We start from the raw sequence: 18,288 nt of genomic DNA on the forward strand, positions 1-18,288 counted from the left end.
TGTCTACGAACGTGTCTTATTCTCTTTCCGCCTGTGTTTCAAAGCGGGTGCAAAACTAAAACTTCTTTTTGTTTCCTGCAAGAAAAATTTAAAGTTTTTTTTGAGATCTTTTCAATCCCGTTTTCTCCAATTTTCCTCCCAATCTCTCAATGAACTTTCCGTGTTGCGGGGTGCAAAAGTAGAACCTTTATTTAGTTTTCCAAGCATTCTGAATGAGTTTTTTTCTAACTTTTTCCTATATTTTTCCTAACTAACTGATAACACAATATTTAAATTTAAAAATTTCTTTACTAAAATAAAGTTTTTTCTTACTTTAAAGCTTTTTAAGCAAATATAGAGCCTGATAAAATCCGTTTTTATCAAATATACAGCTTGAAAAAAGCTACTTTCTTTGTCTTTTCAGGAAATGACTTTCCTGTAACTACTATAAATTCATTAATAAATCACTCGAATACGCAGCGAAAGCAACACTTAACTAACATAAATAAAAAAGCCTGAGAAATTCTCAAGCTGTTTTAAACAATTTATTAAAACAATTATTATTTGCTGAAATCGTAACTAAGTACGGCACCAAGTCCAAATTGAAATGTTGATGCATAATCAGTAACCGCTACTGGCCCCCAATAATAGTCCCAATAATAATCATATCCTACGGCTGCCGACATTGATTGCAGATAAGCATTTAGATTAATTGACAATGGTGAATTCGTTTTCACTTTTACACCAGCCTTAATTTCCCATGCAAAATAAGTTCCACTACCACTCTTTGGCGTTTCCAGAATGGCAACTCCTAAACCTGCTCCTAGAAATGGAAGCGCCTTTTGGGAGCTTGAGCCAAAATAATACGTATAATCAGCTAATATATAATTGATGGCACCTTTGTCATCTCCCGCATTTAGCTGAGTTCCTGCAGGAATAGTGTTAGCCCCATTAATTATAGCAACCTTTGTGTACAAAGGCATATTTGTATCAAGTCTGTTATACTTTAATTCTACTGAAGCATTATCCATTATAAAATATTCCAAACCTATACCATATTCAAAACCATCTTCTACTTTTGCGTAAGAGGAATCAAAGTCTACCCTATCAGAAAAGGTATACCCTCCATACAAATTAAGTAAAAATGACTGGGCGCTTTGTGCTGACATTCCCAGCGAAAAGAAAAAAACGACAACTAACAAATGATACTTTTTCATAATTTCAAGATTTAATTTATAATTATTGTTTGCATGGCGGCTACATTCGGGGATTTTTCATGATGTAGCACTTGTAATCTTCATAATCTATTAACTCGTCTCAAAGTTATCTTACAAAAACATTTTAACATAATAAAACAAGTTTTATCATGTTGCAAATTATAAAATGAAACCATTTTTTTTTAACTCACTTTTCCTAAACTAGGACTCAACCGTTGCCACAAAGCATAAGTATTCTATAATTATATCGAATAATATCCTGCTTACCTTACTTTATAAACAAGACTTTATAAACAAGATATGTATTCATAAAAAAAAGAAACAGATTATAGCACAACTACAATCTGTTTCTTTTTTTAGACCTTTTCTCAATTCTATCTATTCATATATAACAGAAAACCTTTTCAGCTGCGATTCCTTACTTTACTGCTTAGCTATTCAATTAAATCTCTTTCAAGTTCACCTCTTTTTTATCGCCATCCTTATCTATAGTCACCCTTTTCTCAATATTGGCTTTATCAGAATAGGATTGTTTTGCTGTACCATAATTTGTTGTAGAACCTTGATAACCATAATAATTGTAGTAGTTTGTATATCCAGATACGTATGAATAATTATAGGAGTTGGTAAAATCAAAGCTAACCATAACAATATAAGTGCCCGGCATTAAATCCATAAACTCGAAATGTCCTTGATCGTCATATACTTTAGTTTTTTTGATAGAATAGCCGAAATCACTATGCAAAGGCACTTCAGGCATTTTATTCTGCTTGCGAATTTTCTTATTGACCTCTGCCCATTCCTCATAATAAGCTGAACTTGGAAAAAGTGTAATTTCTGTACCTCTTGGTGCATATTGCTTCTTAGCTGTATTCACCAACCCGCCCAATCTCTTACCTGAGTCAGATCTTGCATAGGCTGTCCCAATTATAACACTATTACCATTGGAGATTTGCTTTGCAACTTCTTCCTTGTTAAACTTGTTTTTAATAGGCTGATAATCCAACTCTTCGTTAACTGTAATTTCCCACATTCCATTAGCCATAGACATTTCGCGTTGCCATAGGCGATGATCTTTTTTGTCTATAGCATAATTATAAGTAGCGTTGGTGCTTTCTTCCAAAACCGAAACAAGCCATGTCTCGTGCTTACCTGTTCTCGGAGAATTGTAGACAAAACTTTTCACTTCTTTAATAGTGTAGTATTCCACAAGTACATCTGACCCATCATTATAATAAAACTGTGGAAAACGTGCTTTGTATCCAACATCTAACGGTAGTGTTGTAATTAAATGATCGGACCAATTGAAGTCAAAATATTCTTCTTTAGGCTGAAGCTTTAGTTTTTTGTCTTTTTTGGTTTTCTTAGAATAGTAATTACCCGTAATGATTTCAGCAAAGTTCAGGTTTAATTTTGCATTCTTAGTCTCATCGGCATAACTTATAGCTCTAAGCGTTTGCGCATCTGCTGTACTAATACGCGTTGTAGGAGCTCCGTTGTCTTTTGGGGTAAAAGTATTATTCAACGTCAATTGGTTATTAGCCAAAGTAATGTCATAAGTCAATGCTCCCATATTCTTCCACTCTGTCCCTTTAACATAATAAACAGTGTAGAGTGATTTTTCTGGCTTAATATACTTTGTATTAATGTCCTTACCGCCAGGAACAAGTGCTTTTTGTCCGACTGCCATAAATGGAAGCAGAAACAGTACATAAAAAAGCTGTTTTAACAAACTGGATTTCTCATTTTTAAAGAAAACACCTTTTTTTGATGTAATACTATTTGGAATATTGGCTTTCATTGTGATTATTTTGATTGGGAACAAATTTACAGACATCATATACAAAATAAAATACCTGATTTCATGGTAATTTTCTATTGCAACTACCTTTAAATATATACTTATGAAAATATTTTAGCATTTCAATTTATCGAAACTAAAATAATTTTGGTAAGAGATTAATAAGCCCATTATTTCAATACTCATTAAGGCTTCAGATCAAAACAAAACAATAATTTAACGCAACATTATTGCGTTAAATTTTAAAATGTCTTTATTTTACCTTTCACTAAATTTATCTTAATGAACAGACGCAGATTTTTAAAAGGCTCCTCAGCACTAGCAGGGCTATTCACCCTTGGCCCTTCCGTTATCCTAGCAAACGATGTGGAGGCCATAAATAAGAAAGCTAAAAAAGCAAAAAACATCATTTTCCTGATCAGCGACGGAATGAGCTGTGGAACACTTCAAATGGCGGATCTCTACTCTCAACATATTTTAGGCAAAAATACAGAGTGGATCAACCTTTATAAAGAGAATAAAGTCTCAAGAGCCTTAATGGACACAGCCTCTGCCAGTTCTCCAGTTACAGATTCTGCGGCGGCGAGCTCTTCTTTTGGAGGCGGGCATCGCGTTAGAAATGGCGTGTTGAATATTGGTTCAAATGGCGAAAAATATCTTCCGATCTGGCAAAAGTTTAAAAATGCAGGAAAAAAAGCGGGTTGCGTCACTACGGTTACCATTACTCACGCCACTCCGGCAGGGTTTTGTGTGAACTCGGACAGCAGAAATGCCGAAAATGAAATTGCCGAAATGTATGCTGAACTTGGATTTGATGTTATGATGGGCGGAGGCGACGAATTCTTCAATCCATCAAAAAGAAAAGACAAAAAAGATATCTATAAGATCTATGAAGAAAAAGGCTATCAGGTACTAAAAGAAAAATCGGATCTAGACAACATTAAAAAAGGAGGAAAAACTTTAGGTGTTTTCGCTACTGGAGCTCTTCCCTACACCATCGATCGAAATAATATATCAGAATTACAAAAAACGCCTACACTTGCCCAAATGAGCGCTACAGCAATCGACCAGATGAAAGACCATAAAAATGGTTTTGTATTACTCATTGAAGGAGGAAAAGTAGATTGGGCTGCGCACGCCAATGATATTGCTGCGCTGATTCATGACCAGCTTGCTTTTGACGAGGCGGTTAAAACAGCTATGGATTTTGCCGAAAAAGATAAAGAAACTCTTGTAATCATTACAACCGATCACGGAAATGCAAATCCGGGACTTATCTATGGCGCTAATGCAAAAGAAAACTTTGACAGCATTGCAGACTATAAATACACCAACGAGTACATTTTAAATTCTATCCATGCCGATTTCAATCTGCAGCAGATTAAGGATTGGGTTAAAGAAACCAATAAAATTAGCTTGACAGATGATGAAGCAAAGCATTTAAAGGATTTCTATTCTGGCCTCGAAAAACAGGAAGATGGTCTGTATAATTACAAAAAGTTACCTTTTAAAGCCTATTCAGAAATTCAGAAAAAGCATAATAATGTAGGATGGATCAGTATGGACCATTCTGGAGATTATGTTGAGTTGGCCATGTACGGCCCTGGAAGCGAACTATTGAAGCCTTTTGTACAGAATAAAGATCTTCATTATCTAATGCTTGAAGCTTCTATTGAAAAAGAATCTTAAATGGAAAAATCAAAGTTTTGTTGGACACAAGCTTTATTAACGAAATAATATTAAAAACAAAAAGCTTCATAGAAATTTGAAGCTTTTTGTAACTTTCGTAATGATCAATTTTATTTTTTTCCTGTAAAAGGATTTACCAATGTCAGTTCGCGAGAAATATTAAATTCTCATTTACAACTTCCACCTAATTTTTGTTTAACGTTACAATCTTATATAAATGCAGGCAAAGATTACTTTTGAATCTTTATCTTCCAAATATTTTATAGTTTTAAAACGTCACCGATTACTTTAACAAACCCATGTTCCTCAAAACTATTCCAGAGAATCGGTACTGTCAGGTTGTATTCTTTCTCCTTTGCCCATATAAGTCTGTATCCGCTGTCTTCCATATAAATACAACCATAATCTGCTTCTGTAGCTCTGCAAAACTCTTTAAAGTATTTGTCAATTGATTTTGATTTAGCAAAAAGACGACTCATATCACTAGTGACAGCCCAAAATTGAAGTTCGATACAATCCTCTATTTTTGAAGAATAGTCATTAATGTAAATTTCAATATTACCTATCCACCATTTACCCTCTGCGCCTTTGTAAAAATCAATAAAGTCAGATTCATCAGCAGAATTGGGTGTATAATTTTGAGCCAAATCATAGAGATAATACTCTATTATCGTATCATCTTCTTCTACTAAAATACAGGTATCTACCCTCTGATTTATTCCTAAGTTTTCAAGTAATGTTTTGGATATTTCTCCATTAGCATAGCGGTCAATTTTGTGCAGCTGATTGTTGCTTATTTCAAATGATGCTCTCTCTTTTTCTGAATGCTCATAAATGAATTGTAAAGCTCTATTAAGCCTTTCTTTCTTGATGTATATTCTATAGTCGTAATCTAGTCCCATTTTTATAATTCGAATAAAATCAAATGTATTGCTTTTAACTTAAAAAAAATCAAACTTTAATTAATATTGAAGGATGAAAGACCTTACGTACATTAAGCTTAGCTTCAACAAATGTTAAATATTAGTAAAGCCCTGCAAAGTCTGATCTTTTTGCTTATTTTTGTTAGAAGCTCTTCAGAAAAAAGATTTAAAATTTCCTTGTAGTCGCTGATCAGATATTTATCTCCAGCTATCACAAAAGCAAGAAAACTTTATAATCAATTTTAAAAGAGCCAAAAAAAATACCATTACAAATAGCCCCAAGACTATGAAAAAAATTACTCTAATGATCTGTCTGCTACTTGCCGCAGGCGTGAACGCACAGCAGGAAAAGGGAATTATCGGATATGCGAACTGGCTGGACAACTGGACAGAATTCAAGCCGCAGAAAGCGGAGTCTAAAGATGCCAACCAAATACTGGCTGGAAATATCACACAGAACACCAAACTGATGAAAAAAAACGTGTACATTCTTCAAGGAAATGTATATGTAACAAATAACGCCGTTCTGACTATTGATCCAGGTACGGTAATTATTGGCGATGCAGCAAGCAAAGGAACTCTTATTATAACAAAAGGAGCCAAAATTATAGCAGAGGGACAGGAAACTGATCCTATCATCTTCACTTCAAACGCTAGTATGAAAAAAGCGGGCGACTGGGGTGGTGTTGTAGTCTTAGGAGATGCACCTATCAATAAATTTGGTGGAGCTGGATCTTATACTATGGATCTTGATCCTTCTCTTACTGCATATGGAGGAGACAATGCAGCTAGCAGCTCTGGAGTATTAAAATTTATTCGTATTGAATTTGCAGGCCGAAAAGTAAAAGGAGCAGATAGTTTTAATGGACTAACTGTTGCAGGAGCTGGAAACAAAACAGTTTTAGAGAATATTATGGTGAGCTTCTCAGGAGGTGATTCATTTGCTTTTTATGGAGGAGATCTTAATGCTTCTCAATTGGTTTCGTACAAATCTATAAATGATGATTTCAAAATGACGCAAGGAACGCAATGCCGTCTATATAATTCATTGGCAGTTAGATCTTCTTATTTGTCAAGTAACAGAGATGGTTCTAGATGTTTGGAAGTGAAAGCGTATGAAAAGAAAAGCGAAACAGACTTTACAAGAAAATCTACTTTCGTTTCTGCCTCAAACCTAACTCTTATAAATGATAGTGAAAATATCAAAGCCGACGTTCAGGCTGGTCTTATAAAAGAAGCTGTTTATGTAGCAGACAATGCTGCTCTAGAGCTTAAAAGAAGCGTGATTTCAGGATTCAACCCAGCTGTTTTACTAGATAGCCAGACAATAGTAAATGGTGAGAACTTAAAGAAAATCAAAATTGAAGAAATGTTTTTCAACCAGTGTACAGGTAATATCTTTACAGAAAACAAAGCCGACAATTCTGATTTAGAAAATTGGTATGGCAATACCATATTTTCAAATGTGTACTCACAAACCGATAATAAGGAAACTTTTGTTGACATTTATAATGCAAAAAGACCTGACTTTAGACTTCAACTAGGAAAAATTACTGCATCGAGTGGCAAATAATTTTTTTTAAAATATTAGAAATATAAAAGGAAACATCTACTAAGCTGTTTCCTTTTTTTTTGCATCTAAAACTTCCATTGATTACAAAAATTTTAAAAACAGGTAGAAATACTGTACTGTAAATCAAATTCTTGTAATAACTTTAGTATATATTCTCGATAGAAGCAATACTAAAAAGATAAAAGTATGAAAATAGGAATTATTGGCATTGGAAGCCTTACACTAGAACTGGCACAGAGAGCCTCATCTGTGGGTTATGAAATTCTTATAAACCATCCTCGCGGCAACTCCTTCATACAGCAAACGACCGAAAGCATAAGAAATGCTAGGCTAGTTTCGCTTCAGGAAGCAGCATTGGGAGATGTTATCATACTTTTTGTTCCGAGAGAAGATCTCGAGAAAACGATTGGAATGTTGCCGGATATGACTGGTAAAATCATCGTTCATACAAGCGGACTGATTTTTAATCCAAAACTTCTCGTATCAAGCATTACTAGCGCCCTTACTTTTCAGATTACAGCTTCACTGCTACCTAAGGCTTATGTGGTAAAACTTTTCAGCCCAGTAATGCTACAGCCTCAAAAAACGTCGCTCGTAACCAAAAGCAAAGATGAAATCTATTTTGCAGGCGACCATATACCTTCAAAAAATACTGTCAAAACTTTTTTAAAAGATCTCGGATTCGATCCTTTTGACCTTTCTTCAAGATTAAAATCTCAAAAAACTGTCCTCCTTCACAAAAAGAACAGTTTATTGAATGTCTGGTATCAGCATCATTACAAATCAAATTGATTTTTGCCTTGAAGATTTATAAGGCGAAATGAATACTTATTGTCTTAAGGATTTTCAGCATTTGAATGTGATGTGTTCAAAGAATCTTTTTCTCTAGGCCTGCGGCGTTCTGGACGCAAATTTTTCAGTTCACTCTCTTCTGCAAAAGTTGCATCTTCTTTAAACTTACCGGTCGAAATTTCGAAATCATCTGCCGTTCCGGTAATTTTCATCGGAATATTTATAAGTCCCATTGGCGGCAACCCTACACGAAACCCGACATTTATTTTACCATCCATAGTAACCTGACCTTCTAGCTTCGCCCTAAAACCAGCCATTTTCATGGTTGTCGGCGTTATGGTCATTACATTATTCTTTATGGCCGAATGAATGGCAATTTTATTAAAAGTTGCTTTCTCCAAATCAGCAGCATCTGCTTTTTTGGCTACGTGGTTTAAAATCTTGAAATTTTTAAATTTAATATCCTCTAAGGTCAATGTTCCTTCGCCTTCAATAGATTTAAAGTCAATATCCATATTCTGATCGATACTTCCTCCTAGCTGGTAATCAACCGATACCAAACCGTAAGCATCTTTAGCCATACTTACCAATTCGGCAAAAATCGGAATCTCAGCATAAGCACGTTGGATATCAAAATTGCTAGCTTTAAAATTTGCATTGTACTTCGCTAAACGACGATGCTGGGCTTTATAATCACCGGTCATGGCTATTTTAGTTCCAGCCATATTAAAAGCGGCTTCTGTTACCTGAACTTTACGATCATTAACCACTAGAGTTCCAACAAAATCTTTAATCTTATACGTATCAAATTGAAGATTATTGACTTTTGCTGCGATTTTTAGATCGGCGCTACTAGGAATTCTAATTACGTAGTTTTTATTCTTTGCATTGCTGTTTTTAGCAACTGCATTTACAGGTATAGAATCTGTTTTTTGAGCTACTTCTTCTTCGGCTTTTTGGTCTGTATACTTTGCAATCATATCAAAAAACTCGTTTGCATCAATCTGATTGCTCGATAGATTAATATCTGCCTTGAGTTTTTCGTTAGATTCGCGTAGATATTTTCTATTAAAAACATACCTTAAAATATTATGGATGTATCCATTTAATACAATATCAGATTTACCGTAAGTGACATTAAATTCTTCAAAGCGCATCTTATCTTTAAAAAACTTAAATGTCCCTTTAGAAATCTCAAAAGGTTCAGGAAACATAGTGCTTTTAATCACCAAATTGCGTGCTTCGAGCTTGCCTCCATTTTTAATATTCTCATAATTTTTCGCATCTATATCTTTTTTAGATCCTTTAGCAATAAGATTCGTCTGGATAACTCCTGAAATGCTCAAATCTTTAATGGGGAATATTTGAGTTAATTTACCAACGTCCAATGTTCCCTGAGTTTTTATATTGTAAACCAAATCGTAAAGATTACTAACCTCTCCTTGCACTTTAAAAGGAGATCCTGCTAAAACAAATTCCGCTTGTTGCAATTTCACATTTAAATCTTCTCCGGTACCTCTATCACTTGAGACCGTAGCATTTAGATTTATACTTTCAACTGGCATATTAGGAAATTTGAGCGATTTCAAATATCCATTCTTAATACTTGCCACTGCTTTTGACGAGGGATATTTTTTCTGTTTGCGGTTTAAAATTCCATGCATGCTTACCTTTAAATTTAAATCTCCCCTAACTTCTAAACTGTCTACAGGATAAAATTTATGCACTTCTGCCAGATTAATTTTAGATTCCAATTCGGTATCTACAGTAAAAGGATATAACTTATGAAGTTCAAAGCGTCCTCGAACAAAATTGCCAAGAGCTTCAGCATTCAAATTCTCTATTTTAGCCGAAACGTTTCGTAAAATACTATCTTTAGCTGTTACCGCTAGATTTAGGTTGATATTTTTAATTGCATCTTTTTTCTTTATGTTTTGAACATATCCATTTTTTAGGCTAAGATTCAGCTGAAATTTAGGAATGCTTTTAATGATCGTATCTACTTTATTTAAACGCGGACTAAAACCTAAATCTCTTAAAAAAATACCGTCGGCTTTTAAATCCAAGGCGATATCTCCGCGAATATCATTCTCGTTAAGATTTAAAGCCTCTTTTAATTTTGCCAAATCTAAATCAGCTTTTACAGCCGTTTTAATTTTTAGCTTTTTAAAACCTTCAGAATGAAAATTAACTGTCGTTTTCTTGTTATCCAGATTAAATGACAGATTATCTAAATCAAACTTTAATTTATTAATATCTAATTCTTTAACCTCTGCTTTGGCTGATATATTGATATCTTTTACTGGATCTTTTATTCTTTTATAAGCAATTGTACCGTTATTAATTTGTAAATCAGTAGAAACAATTGGCTTTTCTGAAAGGTCTTGCATATACCTTCCGCGCGCAAAAATCCTAAAATCAATATTACCGCTAATGGTCATCTCTTCACGCCACTTATCGTAAGCTGGAGGCACAAGGGAGAGCATTTCTTCTAACGTAGAATTTTTCGACTGCATACGCAGATCAAAGTCATATCCTCCTTTTATAAATGCAAAATGGCCATTAAATGAGAACGGAAAATTTTTAATGCGGATAACATTACGCTCAAATTTAAACTTAAGTGCCTTAGCGTCTATGTAGGTGATAATTTCAGCATTGACGGGTTTATTTCGAACATAATCGACACCGTTTAAGCTAAAATCGAATGATTTTATTTTTACATTAGAATCAAGATCAAATAAATCGGCACTTAAATCACCTTTGCCTTTATAGTTCAAATCCTGAACCTTAAATTTTAAAAGTGCGCTTCTGTCATTGTATGATATATTCGTTTGCTTTATAACAACCTTCTTAATATTAAATTCTGTCTTTGCTGTATCTACAGATTTAGATGGTTTGACAATATTAAAATTGGCGTTTCCTTTAGAGTCTATTTCAAGATTTAAATCTGCTTCATCAAGATATACGGCATCCAAAACAATCTTTCCCTTCAATAAACTGTAAAAATTCAGACCTGCCGACACTCTTCCTGCCTTTACAATACTTAAAGCTTCAAACTGTTTCTTTTTGCTCATTACACTGACATTTTTAGCATAAATGGTCAATGCAGGAAAATGTTTAAAAACGGAAAGTCCAATCTGATCAAAGCGCACTTCAGCATCTAGTTTCTCATTGGCTATACTTTCTAATTTCGCCGTTATTTCGTCTTTAAAAACATACGGAACAATTGTAAGCACAATTATTAAAAGTAGAAATAATGTCGCAATACTTATTGCCGTTTTCTTTAAGAACTTCTTAGTCATTTTTTTGGGGTATCGTTTTAAGATTTTAAAAATATAGATTTAGCTGTCAAGAAAAAATCTTGATTGAGATATTAACTCAAAAATAACAATTAAAAATTTTATTGATTATTCCTCAGGCACGCTTTCAAAAGAACATTTCGCTAAATTAATTATACTCACAGAGCAAGTTCTAGATTTCAACGACTCATTTTGCCTGTTTACCTAAAATCAAATACTCCACATGCATTTTCTGATGACCTTTACATTATAAAACAAAGCTGCAGAGCTTATAACTTAAAAACTTACGATTATGAAAGCAACCATTGGTATTACAGAAAAAAACACAAACGCTGTTTCTAACGAATTAGCAAAACTGTTAGCAGATGAATTTGTACTTTACACCAAAACCAGAAATGCACACTGGAATGTTACAGGCGATAATTTTCATGCGAATCACATCTTCTTTGAAAATCAGTACAAACAACTAGATGAAATCATTGACAGCGTTGCTGAACGTATGCGCAAAATTGGCCACTACGCACCCGCAACCTTAAAGTCCTATCTTGAATTGACGCATCTTACAGAATACAGTGAAAGAACAAACGATGGTTTAGGTTTTATGAAAGATCTATTGCAAGACCATGAAAGCATCATTGAATTTATTCGTGGCAACATTACTCCTTTTGCTGATGATTACAAAGATTATGGTTCAAGCGATTTTATTACTGGTTTAATAGAAATTCATGAAGAAATGGCATGGATGATACGCTCTTACTTTAGATAAAATAACAAGGAATAAGTATATTTGTCTAAACCAAAAACCAAATACCATGAAAGCGTTAATTGTTGATGACAATGATATTGCAAGAACTACTTTATCTCATTTGGCAAAACAAATTCCGAATCTTACTGTGGTAAATGAGTATTCTAACGCCATTGAAGCGTATCATCATTTACAGGAAAATCAGGTAGATTTAATTTTTTTGGATATTGAAATGCCCGAGATGACAGGAATTGAGCTGACAAAAAATCTCTCAGGTAAAGATATCATCATCATTTTTACATCTTCTAAAAAGGAATACGCGCTGGAGGCATTTGAATTGAATATTGCAGATTATATTCTAAAACCAGTTACTCCTGCCCGATTTTTACAGGCAGTAAGTAAAGCACAGTCTATCATTGAGAGCAGAAAAGAAAATATACAATTTGGTAAAGAAGAATTTTTATTCGTTAGAGATTCCAATATTACCAGACGACTAAAACTAGATGATATTTTTTATGCTGAAGCAATGGGAGATTATGTAAAGTTTTACACCAAAGAAAAAATGTTTGCCATTCACGGCAAAATGAAAACTGCCGAAGAACGTCTGCCAAAAGATGATTTCATTAGGGTACATCGTTCTTATATTGTTTCTATTGGTAAAATTGACACTTTACAAGACGGAGGCATTATGATTAACAAAAAATTTATTCCTGTTGCAGATGCTTACAGAAAAGCGCTTAACACTAGGATGAATGTATTCTAAATGTCTTTTTTCTGCTGCGCAAACTAGAATGCTATCTTATTGAATTAAGATCATACAATTTCATTTACACTTATTTATATGATAAATACGTCTACCGTAATGGGTAACAAACGCTTTAGTTATTTTATAATTAGCAGTTTTATTTTATGCAGTATATTATTGATTGCTGTACAAATTAATTCGGCTCAAAATACTAAAGAACTCATACGAAATAATAATACCCTTTTAAACGAATTGCGTTCCAGCAATCATTTAAGAGAAATTGACCGCGATATTCTGGGTGTCGAAAGCAGAATTCGAGCTTCGATCGCTACTAATGACACTACACATTTAGAAGGAATCGACCAAAAGATCAGGCAGATTAGAAATTTTCTCGATTCCCTTTCTGTGGATAATGCCGATCCTGAAGAGGAAAAGTTAATACAAAGACTCGGAGTTTTGGCTCAGGATAAAATGGTAACGAAAGGAAAATTGCTCCACCGTTACGATTCTTTAGGCAATATGGATGATGAGAGCTCCATTGCCAATCCCAAAGCCAGAATAATTTCTAATGAGATTACCGATATTACAGCTAAAATTTACCATAAACGTCAATTGCGCATGGTGGAGTTGCGGAATCTAAGTCTGGAAATGGGCCAAAGAGCAAAACTTTATGACATTTCACTATTAGTTTTACTAGTTTTGAGTGGTGCCGTTATAGGGTATCATATTATGCGCCAATTTAGAAGACAACATTTTCTGATTAAAGAATTGGATATTGCAGAAAAAAAAGCATCAATCGCCGCTCAGACCAAAGAAAATTTTCTGGCTAATATGAGTCATGAAATCAGAACGCCGCTTAGTGGTATTTTAGGATTTACCAATTTATTACAAAAAAGACCTTTGGATGAAACTTCCGCAGAATTTGTGAGTTCTATTCAGCGTTCGGGCGAAAATTTAATGACCATTATTAATGACATACTCGATTTATCTAAAATCGAGGCTGGAATGATGCGCATTACGTCAGGAATATTCAGCATCAACGGATTATTGGATTCGGTTGAAACGCTTTTTTCAGAACGTATAAAAGAAAAAAAATTAACCATTTCCAGTAAAGTCGATAATTCGATTCCTGATACTCTAATTGGTGATGCCACGAGATTAACTCAAATATTGGTCAACCTAATTGGAAATGCCATAAAATTTACCCATCAGGGAACTGTAAGCATTGAGGTCTATAACAAACTCCAACATGAAGATAAGGTTATTGTAGGCTTTAAAATTACGGACACGGGAATTGGAATTGATAAAGAAAAGCTAAATGAAGTCTTTGAAAGATTCAATCAAGGTGAAGATTCTACCACTCGAAATTATGGTGGGACTGGCCTCGGATTATCAATAGTAAAAAAACTGATTTTATTGCAAAACGGTGATATTGAAGTAAAAAGTGAACAAGGAAAAGGAACAACCTTTAGCTTTTATATTCCGTATGATATTGCTAAAGAACAGCTCAATTCTAAACCTATTGCTAATATTAACCACTTTAAAGATATCTCAAATACCGCTTTGAGAGTTTTAGTTGTAGATGACAATGCGATCAATCAAAGTTTAATGAAACATTTGCTTTCTCAATGGAATGTTGATTTTGAAATAGTTTCTAACGGTTTGGAAGCAGTCGAATATCTAAGCAAAAAAGATTGTGATCTGGTATTAATGGATTTACAAATGCCTCAAATGGATGGATATACGGCTGTTCAGCAAATTAGAGAAATCTTAAAACTAGATATTCCCATAATTGCCATGACGGCACATGCACTACCTGGCGAAAGAGAAAGATGTTTGAGCCGAGGAATGAACGAATACATTTCAAAACCTATAAAAGAAGAAGAACTTTTTAAACTGATTGCGGCTTTTGGACTAAAAGAATCAAATTCGGAAGAAACAAACGTTATACAATCTGATCCTTTTTTTCAACATATTGATCTTTCGTATATGCAATCTGTAAGCACTGGCAATAAAGCGTTTGAACAAACTGTCACCAAACAGTTTATTGAGAATGTGCCAATACATTTGGAACAGCTTAGCAAGGCTTATCAAAATCAAGATTTTAAAATGGTGAAACTTAGAGCACATGACTTGCAATCAAGTGCTGCTATAATGGGATTATTGCCACTTTTAGAAGAAAAACTCGATATTCTTGAATTGGCTACAGAACAAAATGCAACTTTACAGCAAATTTTAAATGATGTCGAAAAGATTTTGAATTTATCTCTTTCAGAAGCTAAAGTGCTTTTTGAATCGCTGTAAAATAAATAAGAAAAACAACTCGTTTTTAATAAAACAAATTATCTTACTATATATATATCAATTGAGAGACTGTCCCAAAAAAGGCAGTCTCTTTTTTCATTTTTTCTTTTCTGTTTTAGAACATAAAGTAAGGTCTCAATCTTGGAAAATATATCAAATTTACATTATGCAGATTTAATCTTCTTTGTGTCCCAGTGGTTGAAATCACTGGCTATGTTCTTTCAGATGGAGATTATTTTCCATTCACAACTTAAACATAGCCCGAGGTTTCAACCTCGGGAAACGTATTGAATTCAATTGTGATGATAATTACGTTTCAATAATGTACATAATCATCGTTACGTCCCAGTGGTTGAAACCACTGGTTATGTTCTTTCTGATGGAGATTATATTGTCATTCAATATTTCAAACTCAAAAACACCAAACGATTGATTTCGCTATTTTAACGAGTGCTTTTGCCTATTCGATGAATAGCAGAATGTTTCACCGTTTTATGGAGGTAAATTTACTTCAGTTAAACATTTAAAACCAAGGAATCATGGAAATCCTTCAAACCAAAGAAAATGCATTATCACATTCAGCAGTTACTGCAATTATTAATGCTCCAATAGAAAAAGTAAATATCGCAGACTGGCTTTTAAACCTTCCAGATGCAGAATACCAGCGTTGTTCTACCCAGCATATCGGCGCAGGAATTACGAGCAATTATGAAGGCGAACCAATGTCTATTAACGTAGAAACAATTGGCGACGCTTTAATGGTGCAGCATTATGTGGCAACAGTTCATCGTCCAGATTATTGCCGTATGTTGTCTATCTCAGATTCTATTACTAAAAACGGACGTACTAAAGTTCAGGTTTTATGGGAACTTAAAGTAACCAAAATTGATGAAAACACTTGCCTTTACACCAACGAAATTCATGCAACTGCAACACCAAAAATGTTTGAATACTTAAAAGAACACGGAGTAGATTTAGCCGGCGCTGCTGCTTCAAGACAAGCTGCTTCTGATGCACACAATCATGAAGAAACTCCAAATTTTGCTAAAAGTATAGAAAACAAAGCATTAACTGGAAAATACAATCAGCCTTTTTAATAGTATAGAAATCGAGCGCACCAATGTGCGCTCTTATTATTTTGAGTATTATGAAAAATAATTTGTTTGAAATACTAATCGGTTCTTGGACATTAGTTGAATTGATTGAAGTACCTTTAGGGGACGGAAAAATTACAAATCCGATGGGAACCAAACCAAAAGGCATTATTATTTATAACAGCGACGGCTATATGTCGGCACAAATAATGAATACTGATTTTGAACATTCTGATACAAAAGACAGTCCTCCTTATCTCGCCTATTCTGGTCCCTTCAAAACTGATGATGAAAAACAAATAGTCAGCCATACTATGTCTGTTTCACTTTTTGAAAATTGGAGAAATGAGACACAAAACAGAAAAGTTCTTTTTAAAGATGGATTGCTTCATTTAGAAACAGAGAAACCATTTATAAGCAATTCACGTTGGGTCATTCATAAACTTACTTGGAAAAGAATAGAACAATTAAACAAAAACCATTAATCGCAAACCAAATGAAAGCAATAGTTATAACTCAATTTGGAGCTCCAGATGTACTTAAACTGCAGGAATATCCAACTCCAGAAGTAAGCGGAGACAAAGTATTAATAGAAGTTAAAGCAGCAGGTTTAAATCGCTCTGATATCTTCCAGCGTGAAGGTAATTATCCTGCACCAACTGGAGTTTCATCTGAAATTCCTGGTTTGGAAGTTTCAGGAATTGTAGTCGAATGCGGACTAGATGTTACCGATTTAAAAATTGGTGATAAAGTCTGTGCTATTCTTGCTGGCAGTGGTTATGCAGAATATGTAAGCGTTCGGGAAGGTCAATGCCTGCCAATTCCAGCTGGACTGACTTTTGCCGAAGCAGCAAGTTTGCCTGAGACAGTTTTTACAGTGTGGTCAAATGTTTTTCAGAGAGGAAACCTAAAATCTGGAGAAACTCTTTTGATTCACGGCGGTAACAGTGGCATTGGCATTACAGGAATTCAGATCGCTCATTCGCTAGGCATTCGTGTAATTGTAACAGTAGGATCTGATGAAAAAGGCCAAAAATGTCTCGATCTTGGCGCTGCATCTTATATCAATTACAAAACCCAAGATTTCGAAACCGTTTTGCAGGAAGAAGGAGTCGATGTCATTTTAGATATGATTGGCGGTAATTACCTGAGTAAAAATGTAAATATCCTAAAACCCGAAGGCAGATTAGTCCATATTAATGCCGTAAGCGGCAGTCATGTAGATCTTGATATTTGGAAAGTAATGATAAAACGTTTAACAATTACCGGAAGCACTTTAAGAAGCCGAGATTATGATTTTAAAAAACAGCTAGCCAAAGAAGTGCAAAAAAATGTTTGGCCTTTAATCGAGTCAAAACAATTCAAACCGATTATTTTTAAAACCTTTCCCTTTACCGAAGCTCCTGATGCGCATCGATTATTAGAAGATGGCAGTCATACGGGTAAAATTATTTTAGTTCGATAATTAGTCCGAATAAAACTAAACCTCAACCAAAAATAAATAGTAATATGGAAAATCAAGGCGCATCTGTTGTTATTACGCACCATATTTTGGATGGAAAAGAACAGGAATATGAAAAATGGCTGGATGAAATTGTTCCCATTACCAAACACTCCAATGGTTTTATCGATTTGCAGATCGTACGGCCAATTCCGCATTTAACGTTTGTTTACACGGTTATTATCCGATTTGACACTATTGAAAACCTTAAATACTGGATGAAATCGGAAGACCGCAAAATGCTCATTAAAAAAGCAAATCCATTATTCAGAAAAAATGACAACTACCAGATAAAATCAGGTTTGGATTTTCTTTTTAATGCAGAAAACGAAGGAAACAAAGTTCCTGTTCGCTGGAAACAATTTCTTGTAACATGGTCTGCTATTTATCCATTGTCCCTTTTAATTCCTTTATTGGCACTCCCCTTTTTGAGATTTTTGAAAGTACCGTCAAATCATTATTTTGATGGATTAATAATTTCGGGCATCATAGTCTTTTTAATGGTATTTGTTGTAATGCCCAATTATACCAAACTGATCAAAAAATGGCTTTATAAATAATTAAAACTTCCCTCATTATAAAATCAAAAATCACTGTAGTTTGCAGTGATTTTTTTTTGCTTTAAA

Annotated in this window: 15 protein-coding genes; 11 read left to right on the forward strand and 4 right to left on the reverse strand. The window is 34.2% G+C overall.

Annotated features, from left to right (window positions below; translation table 11 throughout):
• Nucleotides 1-250: hypothetical protein (locus NCC77_RS14760; protein WP_250836265.1), on the forward strand; the 250-nt coding region annotated here is incomplete at its 5' end.
• Nucleotides 251-539: 289 nt separating this feature from the next.
• Here NCC77_RS14760 and NCC77_RS14765 read toward each other — a convergent pair.
• Entirely contained in the window at nt 540-1,196 is a 657-nt protein-coding gene (locus tag NCC77_RS14765; protein WP_095930423.1) for an outer membrane beta-barrel protein, read from the reverse strand.
• A 442-nt stretch (nt 1,197-1,638) separates the two neighbouring features.
• Nucleotides 1,639-2,997 carry a DUF3108 domain-containing protein gene (locus NCC77_RS14770; protein WP_250836266.1) on the reverse strand — a complete coding sequence of 453 codons (1,359 nt, stop codon included), beginning with the start codon at nt 2,995-2,997 and terminating at the stop codon, nt 1,639-1,641.
• Between the two features lie 282 nt (nt 2,998-3,279).
• Here NCC77_RS14770 and NCC77_RS14775 point away from each other — a divergent pair, with 282 nt between their 5' ends.
• The gene (locus NCC77_RS14775; protein WP_250836267.1) at nt 3,280-4,686 is read left to right on the forward strand and encodes an alkaline phosphatase; all 1,407 of its coding nucleotides are present in this window, start codon (nt 3,280-3,282) and stop codon (nt 4,684-4,686) included.
• A gap of 260 nt (nt 4,687-4,946) precedes the next feature.
• Here the strand turns inward: NCC77_RS14775 and NCC77_RS14780 are convergent, their stop codons facing one another.
• Nucleotides 4,947-5,588: a hypothetical protein gene (locus NCC77_RS14780; RefSeq protein WP_250836268.1), complete on the reverse strand. Its 642-nt coding sequence runs from the start codon at nt 5,586-5,588 to the stop codon at nt 4,947-4,949.
• A 307-nt stretch (nt 5,589-5,895) separates the two neighbouring features.
• Here NCC77_RS14780 and NCC77_RS14785 point away from each other — a divergent pair, with 307 nt between their 5' ends.
• Nucleotides 5,896-7,182, forward strand: a complete 1,287-nt coding sequence (locus NCC77_RS14785; protein ID WP_250836269.1) for a hypothetical protein — start codon at nt 5,896-5,898, stop codon at nt 7,180-7,182.
• Nucleotides 7,183-7,368: 186 nt separating this feature from the next.
• Nucleotides 7,369-7,974, forward strand: coding sequence for an NAD(P)-binding domain-containing protein (locus NCC77_RS14790; protein WP_250836270.1), 606 nt, complete (start codon nt 7,369-7,371; stop codon nt 7,972-7,974).
• A gap of 44 nt (nt 7,975-8,018) precedes the next feature.
• Here NCC77_RS14790 and NCC77_RS14795 read toward each other — a convergent pair whose 3' ends face one another.
• Nucleotides 8,019-11,276 (reverse strand): AsmA family protein, encoded by a 3,258-nt coding sequence (locus NCC77_RS14795; protein WP_250836271.1) that lies wholly within the window; start codon nt 11,274-11,276, stop codon nt 8,019-8,021.
• 289 nt (nt 11,277-11,565) lie between these two features.
• Between NCC77_RS14795 and NCC77_RS14800 the strand changes: the two genes are divergently transcribed.
• From NCC77_RS14800 to NCC77_RS14830, 7 genes are all read left to right on the forward strand, one after another.
• Entirely contained in the window at nt 11,566-12,039 is a 474-nt protein-coding gene (locus tag NCC77_RS14800) for a Dps family protein (protein WP_250836272.1), read from the forward strand.
• 46 nt (nt 12,040-12,085) lie between these two features.
• A complete protein-coding gene (locus NCC77_RS14805; protein ID WP_111289323.1) occupies nt 12,086-12,781 on the forward strand; it encodes a LytR/AlgR family response regulator transcription factor in 696 nt (231 codons plus the stop codon).
• Between the two features lie 78 nt (nt 12,782-12,859).
• Entirely contained in the window at nt 12,860-15,067 is a 2,208-nt protein-coding gene (locus tag NCC77_RS14810; protein WP_250836273.1) for a hybrid sensor histidine kinase/response regulator, read from the forward strand.
• Between the two features lie 539 nt (nt 15,068-15,606).
• On the forward strand, nt 15,607-16,164 hold the full coding sequence (locus NCC77_RS14815; protein ID WP_250836274.1) for a hypothetical protein: 558 nt from the start codon (nt 15,607-15,609) through the stop codon (nt 16,162-16,164).
• A gap of 50 nt (nt 16,165-16,214) precedes the next feature.
• Nucleotides 16,215-16,646: a lipocalin-like domain-containing protein gene (locus tag NCC77_RS14820; RefSeq protein ID WP_250836275.1), complete on the forward strand. Its 432-nt coding sequence runs from the start codon at nt 16,215-16,217 to the stop codon at nt 16,644-16,646.
• An 11-nt stretch (nt 16,647-16,657) separates the two neighbouring features.
• On the forward strand, nt 16,658-17,626 hold the full coding sequence (locus NCC77_RS14825; protein WP_250836276.1) for an NAD(P)H-quinone oxidoreductase: 969 nt from the start codon (nt 16,658-16,660) through the stop codon (nt 17,624-17,626).
• Nucleotides 17,627-17,670: 44 nt separating this feature from the next.
• Nucleotides 17,671-18,222 carry a putative antibiotic biosynthesis monooxygenase gene (locus NCC77_RS14830; RefSeq protein ID WP_250836277.1) on the forward strand — a complete coding sequence of 184 codons (552 nt, stop codon included), beginning with the start codon at nt 17,671-17,673 and terminating at the stop codon, nt 18,220-18,222.
• Nucleotides 18,223-18,288: the final 66 nt, after the last annotated feature.

It is taken from the genome of Flavobacterium tyrosinilyticum, from assembly GCF_023656565.1.
Classification (GTDB): domain Bacteria; phylum Bacteroidota; class Bacteroidia; order Flavobacteriales; family Flavobacteriaceae; genus Flavobacterium; species Flavobacterium tyrosinilyticum.